Below are 18,575 nucleotides of genomic sequence, written 5' to 3' on the forward strand. Positions count from 1 at the left end.
CGGGTCGTGATCACGCGTGAGGTCGTGCTGGACAACGTCAATCCCACGATCGTGCCGCGCACCACGACCGCGCGCGCCCGCACCCCGCGCGAGAAGTCCGCCTGACCCCGACGCCCGTCGACCGGACGACCGGGTGAATTCCGCTCGACCGGTGCCGGGGCGCTCACCACGCCCACCTAGCATGTGCCCATGAGCACGCCCGATGGTTCTCCGGCACCCGGTTGGTACGACGACGGCAGCGGGACCGGTGTCCAGCGGTACTGGGACGGATCGTCGTGGACGCAGCACACGATCCCGGCCCCGCAGAACCAGCCGGCCGCTCCCGGTACCGGCTACGGCGCCCCCGGCGGGGACCCCTCGGCAGCAGCCTACGGAGCCGCCTACCCGGGCGCGACGACGGCCACCGCCCGCACGGTCCACCCCCTCGGGTGGGTGGCGCTGGCCGCCGCGGTCGTCGGGTTCGTCTTCGCCTGCATCCCCGGCGCGCTGATCATCGGCTGGGTGCTGCTCCCGATCGCCTTCATCCTGTCGATCATCGGGTTCTTCGTACAGGGTAAGAAGTGGCCGGTCGTCACGGCGCTCGTCCTGTCCGTCGTCGGGACGATCGTCGGGTTCATCGTCTTCTTCACCGTGGTGAGCGACTCGGTGGACGAGGCCTTCGGCGGCTCGGACGTCACCGTGACCACCCCGGACGCCGAGGACTCGGCGCCTGCCGAGGACGAGGGCGCGGCGGAGGGGACCGAGACGGACACGGAGCAGGAGGCGGCCTCCGAGCCGGGCAGCCGCGACAACCCGGTCCCGCTCGGCAGCGTCATCAGCGGCGACGAGTTCGACGTCACCATCAACAGCGTGCAGCTCGACGCCACGGACGAGGTCATGGCGGCGAACACGTTCAACGAGGCGCCCCCCGAGGGGTTCACCTACGCGGTCATCGATGCCACGATCACCTACACCGGCGCGGACTCCGGCTACGCCATGATGGTCGACATCGACTACGTCGCGAGCACCGGCGAGGTCCTGACCTCGTACGACACCGTCGCGGTCCCGCCGGAGCCTCAGCTCGGCCTCGACGAGCTCTACACGGGCGGCACCACCACGGGCAAGATGGCGATCGCCGTCCCGTCCGGGGACCCCGGGCTCCTGCGCGTGACGCCCGGCCTCTTCTCCGACGAAGTGTTCGTCACCCTCCAGTAGGGCCACCCTCCGCGGCGCGCAGCCAGTCGCGCGCCGCGGCGACGAGGAGCGCGACGCCCAGGTCGAGCGTCGGCTCGGGGACGGGCGCGAAGTACGGGGAGTGGTTCGGGGCGACGCCGTCGGGCAGGTTGCCCATGCCGGTCGCGGTGGACAGGTCGAACGCGGCGAAAAGCGCGGGGTCGAACCCGCCGAGGTTCCAGTAGACGAGCGGCACGCCGGCGGCCGTGGCGAGGTCGCCGACGTCCTCGGAGCCGGGCAGCGGCGGCAGCGACACGACCGCGGCCCGCCCGCCCGCGGCCTCGATGCGGTCGTGCTGCTCGTCGAGCGTGCGGGCGAGGACGGCCCGGGTGCGCTCGGTGGCAGCGGGGTCGTTGACCATGAGGTCGAACGTCGAGACCTCCTCGTACTCCGGGGCCTGCGGCGCCCCGGACGCCGCGGCCTCGGCGTCGACGATGCGGTGGATCGCGTCGAGCACGCGACGGCGCACCTGCGGCGTGAAGGACCGGACGTTGACGAGCAGCTCCGCCGACCCCGGGATGATGTTGGCCTGCGTCCCGGCGCGCAGGGCCCCGACGGTCACGACCGCGGACTCCCGCGCCCCCACCTCCCGCGACACCACGCCCTGGAGCCGCATGACCGTCGCGGCCGCCATGACGACGGGGTCGACGGTCGACTCGGGACTGGAGCCGTGGCCGCCCTTGCCGTGCAGGGTGACGCGGAACGAGTCGGTCGCGGCCATCGCCGGCCCGGCCGTGAGGTTGACGACGCCCACGGGCAGGGGCATGACGTGCTGCCCCAGGACGACGTCGGGACGTCCGCCGGTCCGGTCGAACAGGCCGTCCGCGACCATCGCCCGCGCTCCCCCGCCGACCTCCTCGGCGGGCTGGAAGACGACGACGAGCGTGCCCGACCACGTGTCGCGGTGCGCGGCGAGCTCGGCCGCGGCGCCGAGCAGGCACGTCACGTGCACGTCGTGGCCGCACGCGTGCATGGTGCCGGACTCGTGGCCGTCGGGCGTGGTCGCGGTGTCCGTGGAGGCGTAGGGCAGGCCGGTGAGCTCGGTGACGGGGAGCCCGTCCATGTCGGCGCGCAGCAGGACGCGCGGTCCGTCGCCGTTCGCGAGGACGCCCGCGACGCCGGTCCCGCCGATCCCCTCGTGCACGTCGTACCCCCAGCCGCGCAGCCGCTCGGCGACGATCCCGGCGGTCCGGTGCTCGGCGAACGCGAGCTCGGGGTGCCGGTGGAGGTCGGTGTAGACGTCGGTGAGCTCGGCGGTGGTCATCGGGGTCGCGGTCATGCACGCATGATCCCGCGCCCGGCGACGGGCGGCGACCGCGCGCGTCAGCCCACGAAGAGGCACAACGGGTGACCCGACGGGTCGGCGTAGACGCGCAGCGGCTCGTCCGGGTCGTCGGACCGGTCGAGCAGCAGCCGCGCCCCGAGCGCGAGGGCGCGGTCGTGCTGCCGGTCGAGCTCCGCGACGTCGGGCACGGTGCAGTCGAGGTGCAGCTGCTGGGGCACGCCGTCGTCGGGCCACGTCGAGGGCGGGAGCGTCCCCACCTGCTGGAACGCGAGCTGGACCCCGCCCGGTGCGGCGCGCAGCACGAGCCAGTCCGCGCCGTCGGGGTCGGGCTCGCCCGCGGCGGGCGGCTCGTCGCCCGCGCGGTACTCGAGCCCGAACAGGCCGCGGTAGAACTCCGCGAGCGCGCGGGCGTCGGTCGTGTCGAGCACGACCTGGGCGATCCGGGGGAACGTGCCGGCCACGGTGACCACCTCCGCACGCCACCGTCGCGCCGCGCCCGCGCGCTCGCAAGCAGGTGCGGTCGCGGCACGCGAGGATGGGACCGGACGACGGCACACCACCCACCGGGAGACGACGTGACGGACCAGGACGGGCGCCTCGCGCGGCACGTCGCGGAGGCGGCCGACGCGTGGCTGCGCGACCCGCTCGACGCGGGGGTGTACCGGCGCCTCGTCGACGCGACGCTCGCCTGGCGGGCCGGCGGGGGCCGCGTGGTGCAGGGGCTCCCGGAGCCGGGTGCCGTGCCCGGCGCCCCGGCGGGGGTCGAGCCGACGGCGCCACCTCGCCCGGCCGTGGGCACCCCGGACGACGACGAGCGCTACCTGCGGCCCGACCGCGCCCCGCGGGCCGTGGGCAACACGCTCGCCGACGTGGCGAGCCTGCTCCGGGCGCGCGCCGGCGCGGCGGACGCGGGGGACGCGGCGGACACGGCGGACACGGCGGACGACGAGCGCTCCTGACAGCCGTCGGCCGCCGTCCGCCCGCGCCACGGCACACGGCGACGCCGACGCGTCAGCCGGTGGCGCAGGTCGGCGTCGGCGGCTCGCCCGCGAGCCGCGCCTCGGTCCAGCGCACGAGGTCGGGGGCGAGCGGCGAGTCCGCCTGAACGAGGCCGACGTGGTCCCGCCCCTCGTACGTGCGGTAGTCGACCGGCTGCCCGGCCGCGCACCGCTCCCCCACGTACGCGTCCTGCGTGCTCGGGAGGACCAGCGGGTCCGACGCCCCCTGCGCGACGAGCAGCGGCGCCTCGACCGCCCCCGTCGGCACGTTCTCGGCGAGCCGCTCCCCCAGGGCGCCGTCCGTGGGGTCGGTCGTCCACAGCGGCTGGTCCATGGACAGCGCCTCGGCGACGGAGACGAGCGCGCCCGGCTCGGACAGGCAGCGGGACGCCATCTCGTGCACGACGAGGCGCGCCCCCGGGCGCACGGCCTCGATCGCGTCCGCGTCGGGGTAGGCCGCGTCGTACGCCGCCACGACGTACGACGCGAACACGCTCCCCCCGGGCACGTTCTCCAGGTGGGACACCATGGCCGTGAGGTCGCTCGCGGGAGCGAGCGCGGCGACGCCCGCGAGCGGCACGTCGGGGGCGTACACGGGCGCGACGGCGCCCGTCCACAGGGCGGCGTGCCCGCCCTGCGAGTGGCCCCACACGACGGTCTGCTCGCCGAGCGTCGCATCGCCGAGGGCGCGGGCGGCGCGCACCGCGTCGAGCACGGAGCGGGCCTCGCCCTGGCCGACGAGGTACGGGTGCGGTCCCGGCGTGCCGAGCCCGGCGTAGTCGGTCGCGACGAGGGCCCAGCCGCGCGCGAGCACGTCGTCGAGCAGGAAGAACGCGCCGGACTCGAACGGCTCGTCGAGCACCGACGGCGCGCACCCGCGCGCGAAGCCGGTGGTGCCGTGCGCCCACGCGACGACGGGCGGCGGCGCTCCGCCGTCCGTCCCGACGCCGTCGGGCACGACGACGAGGCCGCTCGCGACGGTGGGCTCCCCCTCGTCGAGCGTCGTCGTGTAGAGGATGCGCCAGGCCGTCGCCCCGTCCGGGATCTGCCGCGTGAAGGGCTCGGCCCGCAGCAGGCTCCCGGGCGCGTCCGGGGGCGCGTCGGGCGCGTCGTAGAACGCGTCGGCGTGCGGCGCGGCGCGCTGCACGGCGACGCTCACGCCCGTGAGCCCCGCGGCCGCGACGAACGCGAGCACGGCCCCGACGAGCGCGGCCGGGCCGCGGCGCGCCGACCGGGACCGGCGCGACGACGCCGCGACGGGGTCGGGCGGACGGCGCGCGGCGCGCGCACGGCGCAGCCCGGCGACCAGCAGCCGCACGCCGAGCAGCACGAGGCGCACCCCCAGCACCACGGCGACGACGAGCACGGTCACGTCCGGCCAGACGAGCGCGAGCGCGCCGAGCAGCACGGACGCCGCGCCCACCGCCACGCGGGCCCAGCGGTCCGTGCCGGACGACCGGACGCCGTCGACCACGTCGAGGACCCCGGCGACGACCAGGCCGACGCCCACGAGCAGCGCGACGACCCCGATCGTCGGCGCGGGCCACACGAGCACGGCGACCGCGAGGGCGAGGAACAGCAGCCCGCGCACGACGCGCAGGGCGCGGGGGCCGCGCGCGTCCGGGGGCGCGCCGCCGTCGCCGACGAGCTCGGCGACGCCGAGGACGGCGAACGCCGCGACGACCGCGACGACGAGGACCGCGAGCGAGGCGAACGGCCGCAGCACGACGGCGGCGCCGAGCGCGGTCGCGGCGGCGCCGAGCACGACGGCGGCCCAGGGCGGCAGGCGGTCCCCGAGGTCGCGCAGCGCGCGGCGCGCCCGGGCGGTGGTTCGGCTCACGTCGCGACCGTAGCCACGCGTCCCGCAGGGCGCGCGCGGAGCGCGTGGCGCAGGCCGGGAGGGGTCGGCGGTCAGACCGCCTCGGGCGCCACCTGGCGCGCGACCTCCTCGACGATGCGCACGTCGGCGTCGAGCCACGGCACGTCGAGCCAGCGCCCGGCGTCGAGCCAGGTCAGCTCGTCGTGCTCGACGAGCGGCTGGGGCTCTCCCGCGGTGACCCGCGCGAACCACAGGCGCATCACGTGGCGGTCGGTGATGATCCAGGCCCCGTGGTCGGGGCCCACGATCTCGTCACCGAGCTCCACGGCCACGCCGAGCTCCTCGCGGAGCTCGCGGTGCAGCGCCTCCGTCGGGGTCTCGCCGGGGTCGACCTTGCCCCCGGGGAACTCCCAGCGGCCCGCGAGGTGCGACGGACGGGACCGGCGCGCGCTGAGCAGGAGCCGCGGGGCGACGAGATCGTCGACGATCGCCGCGGCCACCACCAGTCTGCGCAGAGTCATACGCGGAGTGTCGCACGGCGTCGTGACGTGCGGGTGACGCGACCGCGACCGCGGCCTGCGAGGGCCGCGGGCCCGTTCGTCAGCGCAGGCCGGCCGCCCGGGCCCAGGCCACGGCCTCGGCACGGGTCGAGACGCCGAGCTTGCGGTAGAGGCTGCGGACCTGCGACTTGACCGTGTTGCGCGTGACGAAGAGCTTGGTGGCGATCTGCTCGAGCGTGACGTCCTCAGACAGGTTCGACAGGACGACCCGCTCCCGGCGGGTCAGCGGAGCGATCGGCGTGGCGATCCGCTCCGACGGGGCCGCCACGGGGCGGACCAGCTCGATGGTGCTCATGTTCTCCTCCAGATGCTCTCCGGTCACGTCATCCCCACGTGGCGAGTTCCGGTTGGTGCTACTTGAAGGGATGGGACGGGAGTCGTTTCATGACGCGACTTCTCGCGACGAGTTTCAGGACGTTCGTCCAGACCCGGACGAACCCGCCGCCGGAGCGGCGTCGGTGCAGGTCAGACGAGGTGCTGGTACGAGAGCAGCAGCAGCGCCACCGCGGTGTAGTCCTCGACGGAACCCGTCGAACGGGTCACGACGCTCACGCTCATCTGCTCGACCGTCGGGAGCATTCCCTGGGCGAGGTCCTCCTGCAGCGTGCGCTCGACGGTGTCGCTCAGCGCTGCCATGGCGGCGTCGATGCTCGCCTGCGGTCCCGACGTGAGGTAGGTCGGCGTCGGGACGCGGGGCCCGTGGCTCGCACGGGTCTCGCGTCGGGTCGGGCTGTCGGGCGACGTCACGGTGTCGATCATGGGAGTACCCCCCTGCCAGTCCGGGGGACCGTCCCCTCGGCACCCACCACCCTGGTGCGCGGTCCTCGGGGGAATCCCACGTCCGCCGCAGGAGAACCTCAAGATTTGCTCAAGACTCGGGGTTCGTGGCCTCCCGGGCGCCGTCGGTCAGGGCGCGCAGGCGCTGGAGACGTGCCGGCACCGCGGCGAGGTCGCCCCCGCGGAGCGCCGCCTCCAGCGCGCGCGCGGCCGCGGTCGTGTCGTCGTCGCCGAACGTCCCGGCGGACCCGGCGACGGCGTGGCACAGCGCCGCAGCCTCCAGGACGGCCTCGGCCGAGGGCTCCTCCGCGCCGTCCGCCCCGGGCCCCAGGAGGCGGGCGGCCTCCTCGACGCGGGCCGCGTTCCGGGCGCGCGCCCGCTGCCGCAGCACGACGAGCGCGGCGTCGAGCCGGTCCTCCGCACGGCCGTCGGGCCCGGCCGTCACGGCTCCCACCCGAGGAGCGCGCCCAGCCGGGCCGCGAGGTCGAGAGCGTCGAACGGCTTCGTGATGACGCCGGCCGCGCCCAGGCCGTCGAGGCGCGAGATCTCCCCCGCGCCGACCTTGGCGGTGAGGAAGACGACCGGCACGTCACGCAGCGCGGGGCGCGTCCGCAGGCGCGCGAGCACGGTGGGCCCGTCCACGACGGGCATCATCACGTCGAGCACGATCGCGTCGGGCCGCACGCGCTCGGCGAGCGCCGCGCCCTCGTCCCCGTCGGCGGCGACGTGCACTTCGTAGCCGCCCACCACGTCGAGCGCGAGCTCGACGACCTCGCGGATCGACGGGTCGTCGTCGATGACGACCACGCGCCGCCTGGTCTGCCCTTCCGCGTCCATCGTCCCGACGCTAGCCGAGAAGCCCGTGCCCGGCAGCGCGCGCCCACGGGCGGTCCCCTACGCTCGACGCATGGTGGGGCAGCGGGGACCGGCGGAGCGGACGCACGACCCCTTCGTCCTCTGGTGCTGGGTGGTCGGCGTCCTCCTCGTGCTCCTCGCCGCGGTCCTCGCGAGCCCCCTCGACGCCGAGACGCGACGCACGGTCTCGCAGGCCTCGATCGTGAGCGCCGGGGCGATCGCTGCGGCGAGCTGCGGGTGGCGCGCGGCACGCTCGACGGGCCGACGGCGTCGGGCGTGGAGCCTGCTCGCGCTCGGCGGCGTGGTCGGTCTCGTCGGCAACGTCTACGCGGGCCTGGTCGACAACCCGTCGACGGGCGACTACGCCTACATCGCCGCGCTGGTCCTCGGCATCGTCGGGCTCGCGTTCTTCCCCACCGTGCGCCCGCGCGGCAAGGAGATCGGGCGGATGCTGCTCGACAGCGTCGTCGTCGGCGGCTCGGTGCTGTACATCGCGCTCTACGCGGTGACGCTCCGCTCGGCCGAGGCCCCGCCGACCGGCACCACGGCCGTCACGGCGTACACGCTCCCGGTGGTGGACGCGCTGCTCGCGACCTTCGCCGTCCTCGTGATGACCCGCTCGACCGCCTCCGAGCGGGTGCCCCTCGTGCTCGTGGGCAGCGGGTTCGTGCTCTACGCCGTCGCCGACGTCGCGTTCGCCCTGCTCTCGGCCGACGGCACGTTCACGTTCGGCAGCCCGATCGACGTCGGGTGGGTCGGCGGGTACCTCATGATCGCGCTCGCCGCGCGGCACCGGGCGGCGAGCGGCAGCCCGGTGGCCGACGAGCGGGCGCAGGGGTCCGCGATCCTGGGCACGACCGTGACGTTCTGCCTGTTCCTCGCGGCCGCCCTGATCCGGGTCGTGCAGTCCTCGACGGGCTTCACGTGGGCCCCGAACGCGCTGTGGGTCGTCGTGCTGCTCGCCGTCGTCGCACGGCAGATCCTCGTCGTCGCCGACAACGAGTCGCTGCTGCACGGCCTGGAGCGACGCGTCGAGGAGCGCACGTCCCAGCTCCGCGCGCTCGCCGGCGAGCGCGCGCGGACGCTCGAGTCCGTGGCGGACGGCATCTACGGCGTCGACCCCGACGGCCGCGTCACCTTCGTCAACGCGGCGGCGTCCCGCACGCTCGGCGCGAGCCCCGACTCGCTCATCGGCCGGGACGCGCACGCGCTCTTCCACGCCCCCGACGCGGACGGCAACCCCTATCCCGCTGACTCCTGCTACATCCGGGAGGCCGTGCGCGACGGCATCACCGCGGTCGCCGAGCAGGACGTCTACCTCCGCGAGGACGGCTCCGAGGTGGCCGTCGAGGTCACGGCGAGCCCGCTCAAGGACGACGGCCGCACGCTGGGCGCGGTCGTCGTGTTCCGCGACATCACGGACCGGCGGGAGGTCGAGCGGCTCAAGGACGAGTTCGTGTCCGTCGTGAGCCACGAGCTGCGCACGCCGCTCACCGCGATCCGCGGCGCGCTCGGCCTGCTCGACAGCGGGGCCCTGGGCACGCTCCCCGAGCGCTCGGCGCGCATGGTGCACGTCGCGCGGTCCAGCAGCGACCGCCTCAACCGGATCGTGGACGACATCCTCGACATCGAACGCATGGACTCGGGCACGACGCCGCTCGAGCGGGCCGACCACCGCGTCGCCGACCTCGTCTCGACGGCCGCGGAGCCGGTCGGGCTGCTCGCGCGCGACGCCGGCGTCGAGATCGTGCAGGAGGACACCGACGAGGTCGTCGCCGTCGACGGTGACCGCGTCGTGCAGATGCTGACCAACCTGCTGAGCAACGCCGTGAAGTTCTCCCCGCCGGGCGGGACGGTCCGCGTGTCCGCGCGCTCCGCCGGGGAGATGGTCGAGCTCCGCGTCGAGGACGAGGGGCGCGGCATCCCGCCGGACAAGCTCGAGGCGGTGTTCCGGCGCTTCGAGCAGGTCGACGCGTCGGACTCGCGCGAGCGGGGCGGCAGCGGGCTCGGCCTGGCGATCTCGCAGAGCATCGTGGAGCGCCACGGGGGCCGCATCTGGGCCGAGAGCCGCGGCGAGGGCATGGGCGCGACCTTCCGCGCGACCCTCCCCCGGCCGGAGCCGGTCCTCGACCCGGCCGACGACGTGCCCGCGACCGCGCCCGGCGACCAGCGCCCCCGGGTCGTGGTGGTCGACGACGACGCGTACGTCGTGGACGTGCTGCGCGCGGTCCTGGAGTCGCGCGGGTACGACGTCGTCGGGGTGACCGACGGCACGCTCGCCTTCGCGGCCATCGAGGCCGCCCGGCCCGCCGCCGTCGTGCTCGACCTCGCGATGCCGGGGCGCGACGGGCAGGACGTGCTCGACCGGGTGCGCCGGAGCGCCGCGACGGCGAACGTGCCCGTCGTCATCGTCTCGGGCTCGCAGCCCTCGAAGGCCGTGGCGACGGCGTCCCTCGCCGACCGTTGGCTCGTCAAGCCGGTCGCGCCCGCGGAGCTCGAGCGCACCGTCAAGGAGGCCGTGAGCCTGCGCCCGCACCACGAGCACGTGCTCGTCGTCGAGGACGACCCGGAGGTCGGCGAGGTGGTCCGGGCCGTCCTGCAGGGCGCGGGTCTCGTCGTCACGCTGGCGCGCAGCGTCCACGAGGCGCTGGAGGTGCTCGCGGGCGGCGACGACCCGGCGCTCGTCGTGCTCGACCTCACGCTGCCCGACGGCGCGGGCCGCGAGGTCGTCGACGCGCTCCGCCAGGACGGCCGCCTGAGCCGGGTCCCGCTCGTCATCTACAGCGGGGCCCGCCTGGACGCGCACGAGCGTGCGGACCTCCGGCTGGGAGATACCGTCTACCTGCGCAAGGGGAGCACCGCCCCCGAGAAGCTGCTGGAACCCGTGCTCGACCTCCTGGACACGGCCGCGGGCCGCTGGGGCACGGCGCACGACGACGGGGCAAGAGCCTCAGGGACGGAGATCACATGACCGCGGGACCCATCATCTACGTGAGCCACGGGACGGGCACGGGGAGGACCGAGCTCTCCGCGTTCGACGCGGCGCTCACGGATGCCGGCGTCGGCGACTTCAACCTCGTCCGGCTGAGCTCCGTCGTGCCGCCCGGGTCCCGCGTGGTCGAGGTGGACCGTCTCGAGGAGGGGTACGGCGGGCACGGCGACCTCCTCTACTGCGTGTACGCCGAGGCGCACGCCGTGATGCCCGGCCACGAGGCGTGGGCCGGCGTGGCGTGGTCGCTGCGCGACGACGACAGCGGTGCCGGTCTCTTCGTGGAGCACGAGGCGCCGTCGCACGAGCAGCTCGAGCTGGACCTCACGCTCAGCCTCGAGGACCTGGCCGCGACCCGCGGCAACCGGTTCCACCCGGCCGGTCGCCGGGTCGCCGGGGTGCGCTGCGAGTCGCTGCCCGTGTGCTCCGTCGTCGTCGCCGCGTACCGCCGCGAGGGCTGGGACGGGGAGACCCGGTGACGGCGCCGACGCGCGCCGGCGCGGGGCGCGCCGCGGTGACGTTCGAGCAGACCGTGGGCGGCGAGCTCGCCGACCGGTTCTGGGAGCTCTACCTCGAGGCGTTCGAGCCGCTGCGCACGCGCGCGGCGGCCCGGCACGTGCTGCACCGGGAGGAGTTCGACGAGGAGATGAGCGACCCGCGGGTCCTCAAGCTCCTCGCGCACGACGACGACGGCGCGGCCGTCGGGCTGACGACGCTCGCGACAGACCTCGCGGCGGTCCCGTGGGTGAGCCCGGAGTTCTTCGCGGCGCGCTACCCCGAGCACGCGGCGCGCGGCGCCGTCTGGTACATCGGCTTCACGCTCGCCCACCCGGGCCGTCGGGCGAGCCGGACGTTCATGGACATGATCGACGCGCTCGTCGCGCACCTCGCGGAGAACCGCGTGGTGTGCGCCTACGACGTGTCGCGGTTCAACGACGACTCGCTGCGGTTCGCGGACAACCTGCGCCGCCACCTCGAGCGGACGCAGGACGTCGAGGTCGAGACCGTCGACCAGCAGACGTACTACGCGACGACGTTCCGCTGACCGTTCCGCCGGCCGTTCCGCCGAACGTTCCGCCGACCCTGTGCCGGGGCGGTCCGCGCCGCCCCGGCCGGGTCGTCAGCTGCCGACGTGCGCCGCGTACTGGTCGGCGGTGAGCAGGTCGCCCGTGTCGACGACGTCGACCTTGAACAGCCAGCCGTCGGTGTACGGGTCCGAGTTCACGACGGCCGGGTCGTCGACCGCCGCCTGGTTCACCTCGACGATCGTGCCCGTCACGGGCGAGAAGAGCTCCGACACGGACTTGGTCGACTCGACCTCGCCGATGACGCTCCCGGCGGTCACCTCGGCGCCCACCTCGGGCAGCTCCAGGTAGACGATGTCGCCGAGGGCCTCGGCGGCCGTCGCGGTGATCCCGACGACGGCGGGCGTCGAGCCGTCGATCCACTCGTGCTCGGCCGTGTACTGCAGGTGCGCCGGGAACTGGGCCTCGGTCATGGGGTTCTCCTTCGGGACGACGGGGCGGTCAGGACTGCTGGGGACGACGGTAGAACGGGAGCGGCACGACGACCACGGGCTCGGCCCGGCCGCGCACGTCGACGGCAAGCTCGGTGCCCTCCGCCGACAGCTCGGGCGTGACGTACGCGAGGGCGATCGGGTGGCCGAGCGTCGGTGACGGCGCGCCGGACGTCACCGTGCCCACGCGACGCGCGGACTCCCCCACCGCTCCCCCGGCGTCGACGCCGTCGCCCGGCAGCACGACGGCGTAGCCCGCCCGCGCGGGCCGCCGCCCCAGGCCCCGGAGCCCGACGAGCACGCGCGCGGGCGGCGACTCCCGGCGCGCGGCGAGCGCGGCGCGGCCGACGAACTCGAGCGGCGCGCCGTCGGCGTCGACCTTGTCGAGCTTCACGACGCGCCCGAGCCCCGCCTCGTACGGCGTGGTCGTGGTGTCGAGCTCGTGCCCGTACAGCGGCATCCCCGCTTCCAGGCGCAGCGAGTCGCGCGCGGACAGGCCCGCCGGGACGAGGCCGAGCGGCGCGCCCGCGGCGAGCACCGTGCGCCACAGGTCGGCGGCGCGGTCGGCAGGCACGAACAGCTCGAACCCGTCCTCCCCCGTGTACCCGGTGCGGGCCACGAGCGCGTCGACCGGGCCGTCGTCGGTCCGCAGCACGAGCGGCGCGGCCGCGTAGTACCGGAGGTCCCGCACGGTCTCGGCGGCGACCGGGTCGGCCGGGTCCGTGAGGCCCGCGACGATCTCCTCCGCACGCGGCCCCTGGACCGCGACGAGCGCCGTGCCCGCGCCCTGGTCGGTGACCGTCGCGTCGAAGCCCGCGGCGCGCTCCACGAGCTCGAGCGCGACGAGGTCCGCGTTCCCCGCGTTCGCGACCACGAGGAACCGCTCGTCCGCGAGGCGGTAGACGACGAGGTCGTCGAGGACCGCGCCGTCCTCCTGGCAGATCATCGTGTAGCGCGCCCGGCCCGGCGCGACCGCGGAGAGGTTCCCGACGAGCGCGTGGTCCAGCGCGGCCGCGGCCTGCGGTCCCGCGACCTCGATCTCGCCCATGTGGGAGAGGTCGAACAGGCCGGCCGCCTCGCGGACGGCGCGGTGCTCCGCGAGGTCGGACGTGTACCGCAGCGGCATGAGCCACCCGCCGAAGCTCGTGAGGTTCGCGCCGAGCGCGACGTGCTCGTCGTGCAGCGGGCTGCGGCGCTCCGCGCTCTCGGTCGTCCCGGTCTGCTGCTCGGTCATGCGAGGTCTCCCGTCACGTAGGACTCCAGGGGCGGGCACGAGCACACGAGGTTGCGGTCGCCCCGCGCACCGTCGATGCGGCGCACCGGCGGCCAGTACTTCCCGGCGCGCAGGCTCGCGACCGGGTAGGCCGCGAGCTCGCGCGAGTAGGGCTTGGCCCAGTCCTCCGCCACGAGCGCCGCCGCGGTGTGCGGCGCGCCGCGCAGCGGCGACTCCTCGACCGCCCAGCGGCCCGACGCGACCGCGTCGATCTCGCCGCGGATGGCGACGAGCGCGTCGACGAACCGGTCGAGCTCCGCGAGGTCCTCGCTCTCCGTCGGCTCCACCATGAGCGTGCCTGCCACGGGGAACGAGAGCGTCGGCGCGTGGAACCCGTAGTCCATGAGCCGCTTCGCCACGTCCTCCGCCGTCACACCCGTCTCCGCGGTGATCGGGCGCAGGTCGAGGATGCACTCGTGCGCGACGAGGCCGTTCGGGCCCGTGTACAGCACCGGGTAGTGGTCGGCGAGCCGGCTCGCGACGTAGTTCGCGGTGAGCACCGCGGTCTTCGTCGCCTCCGTGAGCCCGTCCGGGCCCATGAGCGCGACGTACGCGTAGGAGATCGGCAGGATCCCGGCCGAGCCGTACCGCGTCGCCGAGACGGGCGTCGCGGCGGACGCGCCCGGCGCCAGCGGGTCGCCCGGGAGGAACGGCACCAGGTGCTCGCCGACCGCGACCGGTCCGACCCCGGGCCCTCCCCCGCCGTGCGGGATGCAGAACGTCTTGTGCAGGTTCAGGTGCGACACGTCGCCGCCGAACTCCCCCGGGCGCGCGAGCCCGACGAGCGCGTTGAGGTTCGCTCCGTCGATGTACACCTGACCACCCGCCTCGTGTACGAGGTCGCAGACCTCGCGGACGTGCTCCTCGAAGACGCCGTGCGTCGACGGGTAGGTGATCATGATCGCCGCGACCCGCGGCCCGTGGTCGGCCAGCTTCGCGCGCAGGTCGGCAAGGTCCACCTCGCCGCTCTCGGCGGTCCGCACGACCTCGACCTTCAGGCCCGCCAGCGCCGCCGACGCCGCGTTCGTGCCGTGCGCCGACGCGGGGATCAGGCAGACGTCGCGCTCCACGTCGCCGCGAGAGACGTGGTACTCGCGGATCGCCAGCAGGCCCGCGAACTCGCCCTGCGAGCCCGCGTTCGGCTGCACCGAGACGCCCGCGTAGCCCGTGATCTCGGCCAGCGCCGACTCCAGGCCGCCGATCAGCTCCTCGTAGCCGCGCGCCTGGTCGGCGGGGACGAACGGGTGCAGGTCCGCGAACCCCGGCCAGGAGATCGCCTCCATCTCCGCCGTCGCGTTGAGCTTCATCGTGCACGAGCCCAGCGGGATCATCGTCCGGTCCAGGGCGAGGTCCTTGTCCGCGAGGCGGCGCAGGTAGCGCAGCATCGACGTCTCGGAGCGGTGCAGACGGAAGATGGGGTGCTGGAGGTACGGCGTCGTGCGGGTCGCCCAGGTCGGGAGGTCGTGGCCGGGCGATGCGGCAGCAGCGGCGTCCTCGCTCTGCCCGGTTGCGGGGTCGATCCCGAACGCCCGCACGACCGTGGCGAGGATCGCCGGCGTGGTGGTCTCGTCGCAGGCGATCTGTACATGATCTGCGTCGGGGTTGTACAGGTTGACGCCGGCCGCCGCGGCGGCCTCGACGACGGCGGCGGCGCGGCCCGGGACCACGGCGCGGACGGTGTCGAAGAAGGTGTCGTGCTCGACCGTGACGCCGCCCGCGCGCAGGTGCTCGGCGAGGGTCGTGGCGTGGGCGTGGGTGCGCTCGGCGATCGCGCGGAGGCCGTCGGGGCCGTGGTAGACCGCGTACATCGAGGCGACGATCGCGAGGAGCGCCTGCGCCGTGCAGATGTTGCTCGTCGCCTTCTCGCGCCGGATGTGCTGCTCGCGCGTCTGGAGGGCGAGGCGGTAGGCGGTGTCGCCGTCGGCGTCGATCGAGACGCCCACGAGGCGGCCGGGCAGGGAGCGCTCGAGGCCCTTGCGGACCGCCATGAACGCGGCGTGCGGGCCGCCGTAGAACAGCGGGACGCCGAACCGCTGGGCGGAGCCCACCGCCACGTCGGCGCCGAGCTCGCCGGGGGAGACCAGCAGCGTGAGGGCGAGGAGGTCGCTCGCCACGGTGACGAGCGCACCCGCGCCCTTGGCCTCCGCGACCACGGGCCGCCAGTCCACGACGCGACCCGACGCGCCCGACTGCTGGACGACGACGCCCACGAGGTGCGCGTCGTCGTCCACCTCGGTGGGGAACGCGCCCGCCGCGCGGGCGGCGGCGAGCCCCGCCTGCAGGCCGCCCGACAGGTCCGCGACGACCACGGGCAGGCCGACGGCCTGCGCACGACCGAGCGTCACCGCGAGCGTCTGCGGGAAGAGGTCGGCGTCGAGCACCACGTAGCCGCTCTTCGCACGCGACGCCCGCCACATGAGGGCGACGGCCTCTGCGACCGCGGTCGCCTCGTCGAGCAGCGACGCGTTCGCGACGTCGAGGCCGGTGAGGTCCTCGACGACCTGCTGGAAGTTCAGCAGCGCCTCCAGGCGGCCCTGCGAGATCTCGGGCTGGTACGGCGTGTACGCCGTGTACCAGGCGGGGGACTCGAGGACGTTGCGACGGATCACCGGGGGAGTGACGGTGCCGTAGTAGCCGAGCCCGATCATCTGCGTCTTGACGACGTTCTTCGCGGCGAGCGCGCGCAGGTGGTCGAGCACCTCCGTCTCGGTGCGCGCCGCCGGCAGGTCGAGCGGGCGCTCGGTGCGGATCGTCGCGGGCACCGCGGCGTCGACCAGCGCGTCGAGCGAGGAGTAGCCGAGCTGGTCGAGCATGACCTGCACCTCGCGGCCGCGCGGGCCGAGGTGGCGCGGCGCGAACGCGCCGGAGGCGGCGTCGGGCGGCGAGGTGCGGTCGAGGGACGGCTGGGTCACGGGGACCTCCGGGGGAGGGGACGACGGCGGGTCCCTCCCCGCTCTGTCATCGGACGCACGCGTCGACCTGAGAGTTTTGCCGGTCCGCCGTGCCACGAGGGCCGGGGCGCGCCGACTTGCACCGTCGGTGGGCCGAGGTCGCCGGGGGTCCGACGAGCGCACGACCGCTTTCCAGAGTTGCCTCGCCTCGACGGTACGTGGGCCTGAGAGATTCCCGGGGAGGACTTGCTCCTTCGGCGCCGGCGCCCGGTCCGAGGACCGTGCTGCCGAGCTCTCCCGTCGAGGTTCGGGCGGCAGTACTGCAGTTGTGCGCACGATCCTACCGGGGTCGTGCCGCCCGGGCGGGCCGTGGCAGGCGCCACGGTCGCGCTCGCGGCGGACCGTGCGCGGAGATGTCCGCGCTCCAGGCGCACGCCTACCGGTAGCCCGGCACGGGCGCGCGCCGCCGTGACAGGGTGGGGCACGTGCACCCCGACACCGTCGCCGATCTCGTGCTCCTGCTCGTCCTCGCCGGAGCGGGTCTCCTGCTCGTCTGGTGCGCCCGCGCCACGGCCTCCGGACGGATCGGCCGCAACCAGGTCGCGGGCATCCGCACCGCGACGACTCTGGCGAGCGACGACGCCTGGCGCACCGCCCACCGCGCGGCCCGCCCGCTGAGCGAGGCCGCGGGCTGGGTGCTCGTCGCGGCCGCCCCGGTGCTCCTCCTCGTCGACGACGCCGCGGGCCTCGTCGTCGTGCTGGTCGCGACCGGTCTGGCGCTCGCCCTCACGGTGGGAGGGCTCGTCGTCGGGACGCGGGCCGTGCGCCGCGAGGTGGGTCCTCGCCGCTGACCCGGCGGCGGCACGTGCACGGTCGACGCCGCGAGCCCGGCCGTCGCTCAGCCCGGCGTGCCGCGCCGGGAGGAGTCGCCCGCGGGCTCCACGACGACGGAACGCACCGTCGCGAGTCGCCGGACCGCGCGCTCCAGGGCGCGCGTGCGGCGGGGGGTCGCACGGAACGACACGACGATCCGCCCCGCCCGGCCGTCGCCGTCGACCGGCCCGGTCGCGAGCGAGTCGAAGCTCACGCCGCGCGTCGAGAAGACCCCGGTGAGCGCGGTGAGCGTGCCCGGCTGGTCGAGGCCGTGCACGGTCGCGACCCAGTCGCGCTCCGCACCGACCGGGCCCGGCGCACGCACCGCGCCCGCCGCACCGGTCGCGCCGGGGACGCCCGCCGCCACGCCCGGCGAGCCCGCCCCGCCCTGCGGACCCGCCGCGCCCGCCGCACGGCCCGCGTCCGACACCGCGCTCGCCGAGATCAGGCGATCGATCCCCTCGGCCGCCTGCACGAGCCGGCGCGCCTCGTCGTCGGGCAGCTCGTCGAGCAGCACGCGCGTCCAGCCGCCGGGGCCGAGCACGACCGGGACGCCGAGGACGCCGCGCGACGGCACGCCGTCGGCCGGGGCGAGGCGTCCGTCGAGCTCGCCGTCGAGCGCGACCTGCCCCGCGACGACGATCTCGCGGCCGTCGAGGATCACCTCGAGGAGGTCGACGGTCGCGCTCGCGGTGCCCGCAGGGGTCTTCGCGCCGGACTGGTGCGTCATCCAGGGCCGCGTGACGAGCCGCAGGTCGGCGGGCCAGGTGTCGATGAGCTCGAACGCGGCACCCATGTCCTGGCTCGCGACGCGCGCGAGCTCGTCCTTCGCCGCGGCGATCTCGCCCGGCAGCGCGTCGAGGGTGCGGCCGCGGCGCAGCGCGGCGACGGCGCGCGCCCGCTCGTCGGCGTCGAGCCCGCTGACCCGGACGGTCGACCAGAGCGGGACGGCGTCCTCGCCGTGCTGGCCTCCCACGAACCCGCCGACGCGGTGCCGCCGTACGCCCAGCTCGACCGCGAGCTCGCGCCGGAACCGCAGCGTGTCGAGCCAGGCCCCCATGCCGAGCACGCGGTGCCGCCCGAGCCGTTCCGCCATGACCGCGACGCCGAGCTCGACGGGGTTGGTCACGACGATCACGACCTCGTGCCCCGAGCCGTGCCGCGCGATCGCGTCCGCGTACTCGGCGAGCACCGCGCCGTTGGTCGCGGCGAGCACGCGCCGGTCGGGGTCGGCGCCCGTCCGGGCCGGGGGAGTGAGGCCGGCGGCGACGACGATGACGTCGGCGGTGACGTCGTCGGGCGAGTGCGCGACGTCGAGGAGCGGCGCGTGCTCGTCGTACGCGTCGACGAGGTCGGCGCGCAGCCCGTGCACGGCCCGCCCCGACGCCCCGCCGGCCCGGCCGACGAGCTGGAGCCGCGCCGTCGGCGGGAGCACCCGCCGCTCGACGATCTGCGTGCACACCTGTCGGCCGACGTCGCCCGTCGCCCCCACCACCGCTACGTCCACCCCGGCAGGCTACGACGCCC

The 18,575-nt window shown here is 75.4% G+C and carries 18 protein-coding genes and 1 riboswitch; of the genes, 6 read left to right on the forward strand and 12 right to left on the reverse strand.

From position 1 onward, the window contains the following. The first annotated feature begins 189 nt into the window (after positions 1-189). On the forward strand, positions 190-1,194 hold the full coding sequence (locus E1O70_RS00010) for a DUF2510 domain-containing protein (protein WP_240696543.1): 1,005 nt from the start codon (positions 190-192) through the stop codon (positions 1,192-1,194). Here E1O70_RS00010 and E1O70_RS00015 read toward each other — a convergent pair. Beyond that, on the reverse strand, positions 1,181-2,491 hold the full coding sequence (locus E1O70_RS00015) for an amidohydrolase (protein ID WP_240696544.1): 1,311 nt from the start codon (positions 2,489-2,491) through the stop codon (positions 1,181-1,183). The two genes, E1O70_RS00010 and E1O70_RS00015, sit on opposite strands and share 14 nt — an antisense overlap. Positions 2,492-2,535: 44 nt before the next feature. After that, entirely contained in the window at positions 2,536-2,958 is a 423-nt protein-coding gene (locus E1O70_RS00020) for a VOC family protein (RefSeq protein ID WP_128957675.1), read from the reverse strand. A 114-nt stretch (positions 2,959-3,072) separates the two neighbouring features. Here E1O70_RS00020 and E1O70_RS00025 point away from each other — a divergent pair, with 114 nt between their 5' ends. Further along, complete coding sequence (locus E1O70_RS00025; RefSeq protein WP_061269385.1) at positions 3,073-3,456, forward strand: hypothetical protein; 384 nt, start codon at positions 3,073-3,075, stop codon at positions 3,454-3,456. A 52-nt stretch (positions 3,457-3,508) separates the two neighbouring features. Here the strand turns inward: E1O70_RS00025 and E1O70_RS00030 are convergent, their stop codons facing one another. The 6 genes from E1O70_RS00030 to E1O70_RS00055 form a co-directional block, all read right to left on the reverse strand. Beyond that, positions 3,509-5,335, reverse strand: a complete 1,827-nt coding sequence (locus E1O70_RS00030; protein ID WP_061269384.1) for a lipase family protein — start codon at positions 5,333-5,335, stop codon at positions 3,509-3,511. Positions 5,336-5,406: 71 nt separating this feature from the next. Further along, entirely contained in the window at positions 5,407-5,835 is a 429-nt protein-coding gene (locus E1O70_RS00035) for a (deoxy)nucleoside triphosphate pyrophosphohydrolase (protein WP_043653129.1), read from the reverse strand. A gap of 79 nt (positions 5,836-5,914) precedes the next feature. After that, a complete protein-coding gene (locus tag E1O70_RS00040; protein WP_043653127.1) occupies positions 5,915-6,169 on the reverse strand; it encodes a helix-turn-helix domain-containing protein in 255 nt (84 codons plus the stop codon). Positions 6,170-6,339: 170 nt separating this feature from the next. Further along, positions 6,340-6,633: a hypothetical protein gene (locus E1O70_RS00045; protein WP_043653125.1), complete on the reverse strand. Its 294-nt coding sequence runs from the start codon at positions 6,631-6,633 to the stop codon at positions 6,340-6,342. A 109-nt stretch (positions 6,634-6,742) separates the two neighbouring features. Then, complete coding sequence (locus tag E1O70_RS00050; protein ID WP_167496879.1) at positions 6,743-7,096, reverse strand: Hpt domain-containing protein; 354 nt, start codon at positions 7,094-7,096, stop codon at positions 6,743-6,745. Beyond that, positions 7,093-7,488, reverse strand: a complete 396-nt coding sequence (locus E1O70_RS00055) for a response regulator (RefSeq protein ID WP_043653120.1) — start codon at positions 7,486-7,488, stop codon at positions 7,093-7,095. Before E1O70_RS00055 ends, E1O70_RS00050 begins: the two co-directional genes overlap by 4 nt. 70 nt (positions 7,489-7,558) lie before the next feature. On the opposite strand from E1O70_RS00055, the gene E1O70_RS00060 reads away from it, so the two are divergent. The 3 genes from E1O70_RS00060 to E1O70_RS00070 are packed head-to-tail and all read left to right on the forward strand — an operon-like array spanning position 7,559 to position 11,540. Then, positions 7,559-10,477, forward strand: a complete 2,919-nt coding sequence (locus tag E1O70_RS00060; protein WP_051027851.1) for a response regulator — start codon at positions 7,559-7,561, stop codon at positions 10,475-10,477. Beyond that, positions 10,474-10,974, forward strand: a complete 501-nt coding sequence (locus E1O70_RS00065) for a pyruvoyl-dependent arginine decarboxylase (RefSeq protein ID WP_043653117.1) — start codon at positions 10,474-10,476, stop codon at positions 10,972-10,974. Before E1O70_RS00060 ends, E1O70_RS00065 begins: the two co-directional genes overlap by 4 nt. Further along, positions 10,971-11,540, forward strand: a complete 570-nt coding sequence (locus E1O70_RS00070) for a hypothetical protein (protein ID WP_051027849.1) — start codon at positions 10,971-10,973, stop codon at positions 11,538-11,540. The genes E1O70_RS00065 and E1O70_RS00070 overlap by 4 nt, the downstream gene beginning before the upstream one ends. 75 nt (positions 11,541-11,615) lie before the next feature. Here E1O70_RS00070 and gcvH read toward each other — a convergent pair whose 3' ends face one another. Genes gcvH through gcvP form a run of 3 tightly spaced genes read right to left on the reverse strand, consistent with a single transcriptional unit; the run spans position 11,616 to position 16,097 of the window. Continuing rightward, positions 11,616-11,993 (reverse strand): glycine cleavage system protein GcvH, encoded by a 378-nt coding sequence (gcvH, locus tag E1O70_RS00075; protein WP_021483687.1) that lies wholly within the window; start codon positions 11,991-11,993, stop codon positions 11,616-11,618. A 28-nt stretch (positions 11,994-12,021) separates the two neighbouring features. Further along, positions 12,022-13,245, reverse strand: a complete 1,224-nt coding sequence (gene gcvT / locus E1O70_RS00080) for a glycine cleavage system aminomethyltransferase GcvT (RefSeq protein WP_061269383.1) — start codon at positions 13,243-13,245, stop codon at positions 12,022-12,024. Beyond that, complete coding sequence (gene gcvP, locus E1O70_RS00085) at positions 13,242-16,097, reverse strand: aminomethyl-transferring glycine dehydrogenase (protein WP_370670932.1); 2,856 nt, start codon at positions 16,095-16,097, stop codon at positions 13,242-13,244. The genes gcvT and gcvP overlap by 4 nt, the downstream gene beginning before the upstream one ends. Before the next feature lie 280 nt (positions 16,098-16,377). Then, positions 16,378-16,485, reverse strand: a riboswitch (glycine riboswitch). Positions 16,486-16,660: 175 nt separating this feature from the next. On the opposite strand from gcvP, the gene E1O70_RS00090 reads away from it, so the two are divergent. Beyond that, a complete protein-coding gene (locus E1O70_RS00090; RefSeq protein WP_167496878.1) occupies positions 16,661-17,026 on the forward strand; it encodes an SdpI family protein in 366 nt (121 codons plus the stop codon). 47 nt (positions 17,027-17,073) lie between these two features. Here the strand turns inward: E1O70_RS00090 and E1O70_RS00095 are convergent, their stop codons facing one another. Then, positions 17,074-18,555, reverse strand: coding sequence for a lactate/malate family dehydrogenase (locus E1O70_RS00095; RefSeq protein ID WP_128957676.1), 1,482 nt, complete (start codon positions 18,553-18,555; stop codon positions 17,074-17,076). Between the last annotated feature and the right edge of the window lie 20 nt (positions 18,556-18,575).

Source organism: Cellulosimicrobium funkei, assembly GCF_004519295.1.
Lineage (GTDB): Bacteria > Actinomycetota > Actinomycetes > Actinomycetales > Cellulomonadaceae > Cellulosimicrobium > Cellulosimicrobium funkei.

Bases quoted from the DNA above. Each gene is read 5' to 3' on its own strand.
- E1O70_RS00040 (WP_043653127.1), bottom strand. From the start codon at position 6,169: ATGAGCACCATCGAGCTGGTCCGCCCCGTGGCGGCCCCGTCGGAGCGG.
- E1O70_RS00010 (WP_240696543.1), top strand. From the start codon at position 190: ATGAGCACGCCCGATGGTTCTCCGGCACCCGGTTGGTACGACGACGGC.
- gcvP (WP_370670932.1), bottom strand. From the start codon at position 16,097: ATGCTCGACCAGCTCGGCTACTCCTCGCTCGACGCGCTGGTCGACGCC.
- E1O70_RS00065 (WP_043653117.1), top strand. From the start codon at position 10,474: ATGACCGCGGGACCCATCATCTACGTGAGCCACGGGACGGGCACGGGG.
- E1O70_RS00055 (WP_043653120.1), bottom strand. From the start codon at position 7,488: ATGGACGCGGAAGGGCAGACCAGGCGGCGCGTGGTCGTCATCGACGAC.
- gcvH (WP_021483687.1), bottom strand. From the start codon at position 11,993: ATGACCGAGGCCCAGTTCCCGGCGCACCTGCAGTACACGGCCGAGCAC.
- gcvT (WP_061269383.1), bottom strand. From the start codon at position 13,245: ATGACCGAGCAGCAGACCGGGACGACCGAGAGCGCGGAGCGCCGCAGC.
- E1O70_RS00035 (WP_043653129.1), bottom strand. From the start codon at position 5,835: ATGACTCTGCGCAGACTGGTGGTGGCCGCGGCGATCGTCGACGATCTC.
- E1O70_RS00045 (WP_043653125.1), bottom strand. From the start codon at position 6,633: ATGATCGACACCGTGACGTCGCCCGACAGCCCGACCCGACGCGAGACC.
- E1O70_RS00015 (WP_240696544.1), bottom strand. From the start codon at position 2,491: ATGACCGCGACCCCGATGACCACCGCCGAGCTCACCGACGTCTACACC.
- E1O70_RS00060 (WP_051027851.1), top strand. From the start codon at position 7,559: ATGGTGGGGCAGCGGGGACCGGCGGAGCGGACGCACGACCCCTTCGTC.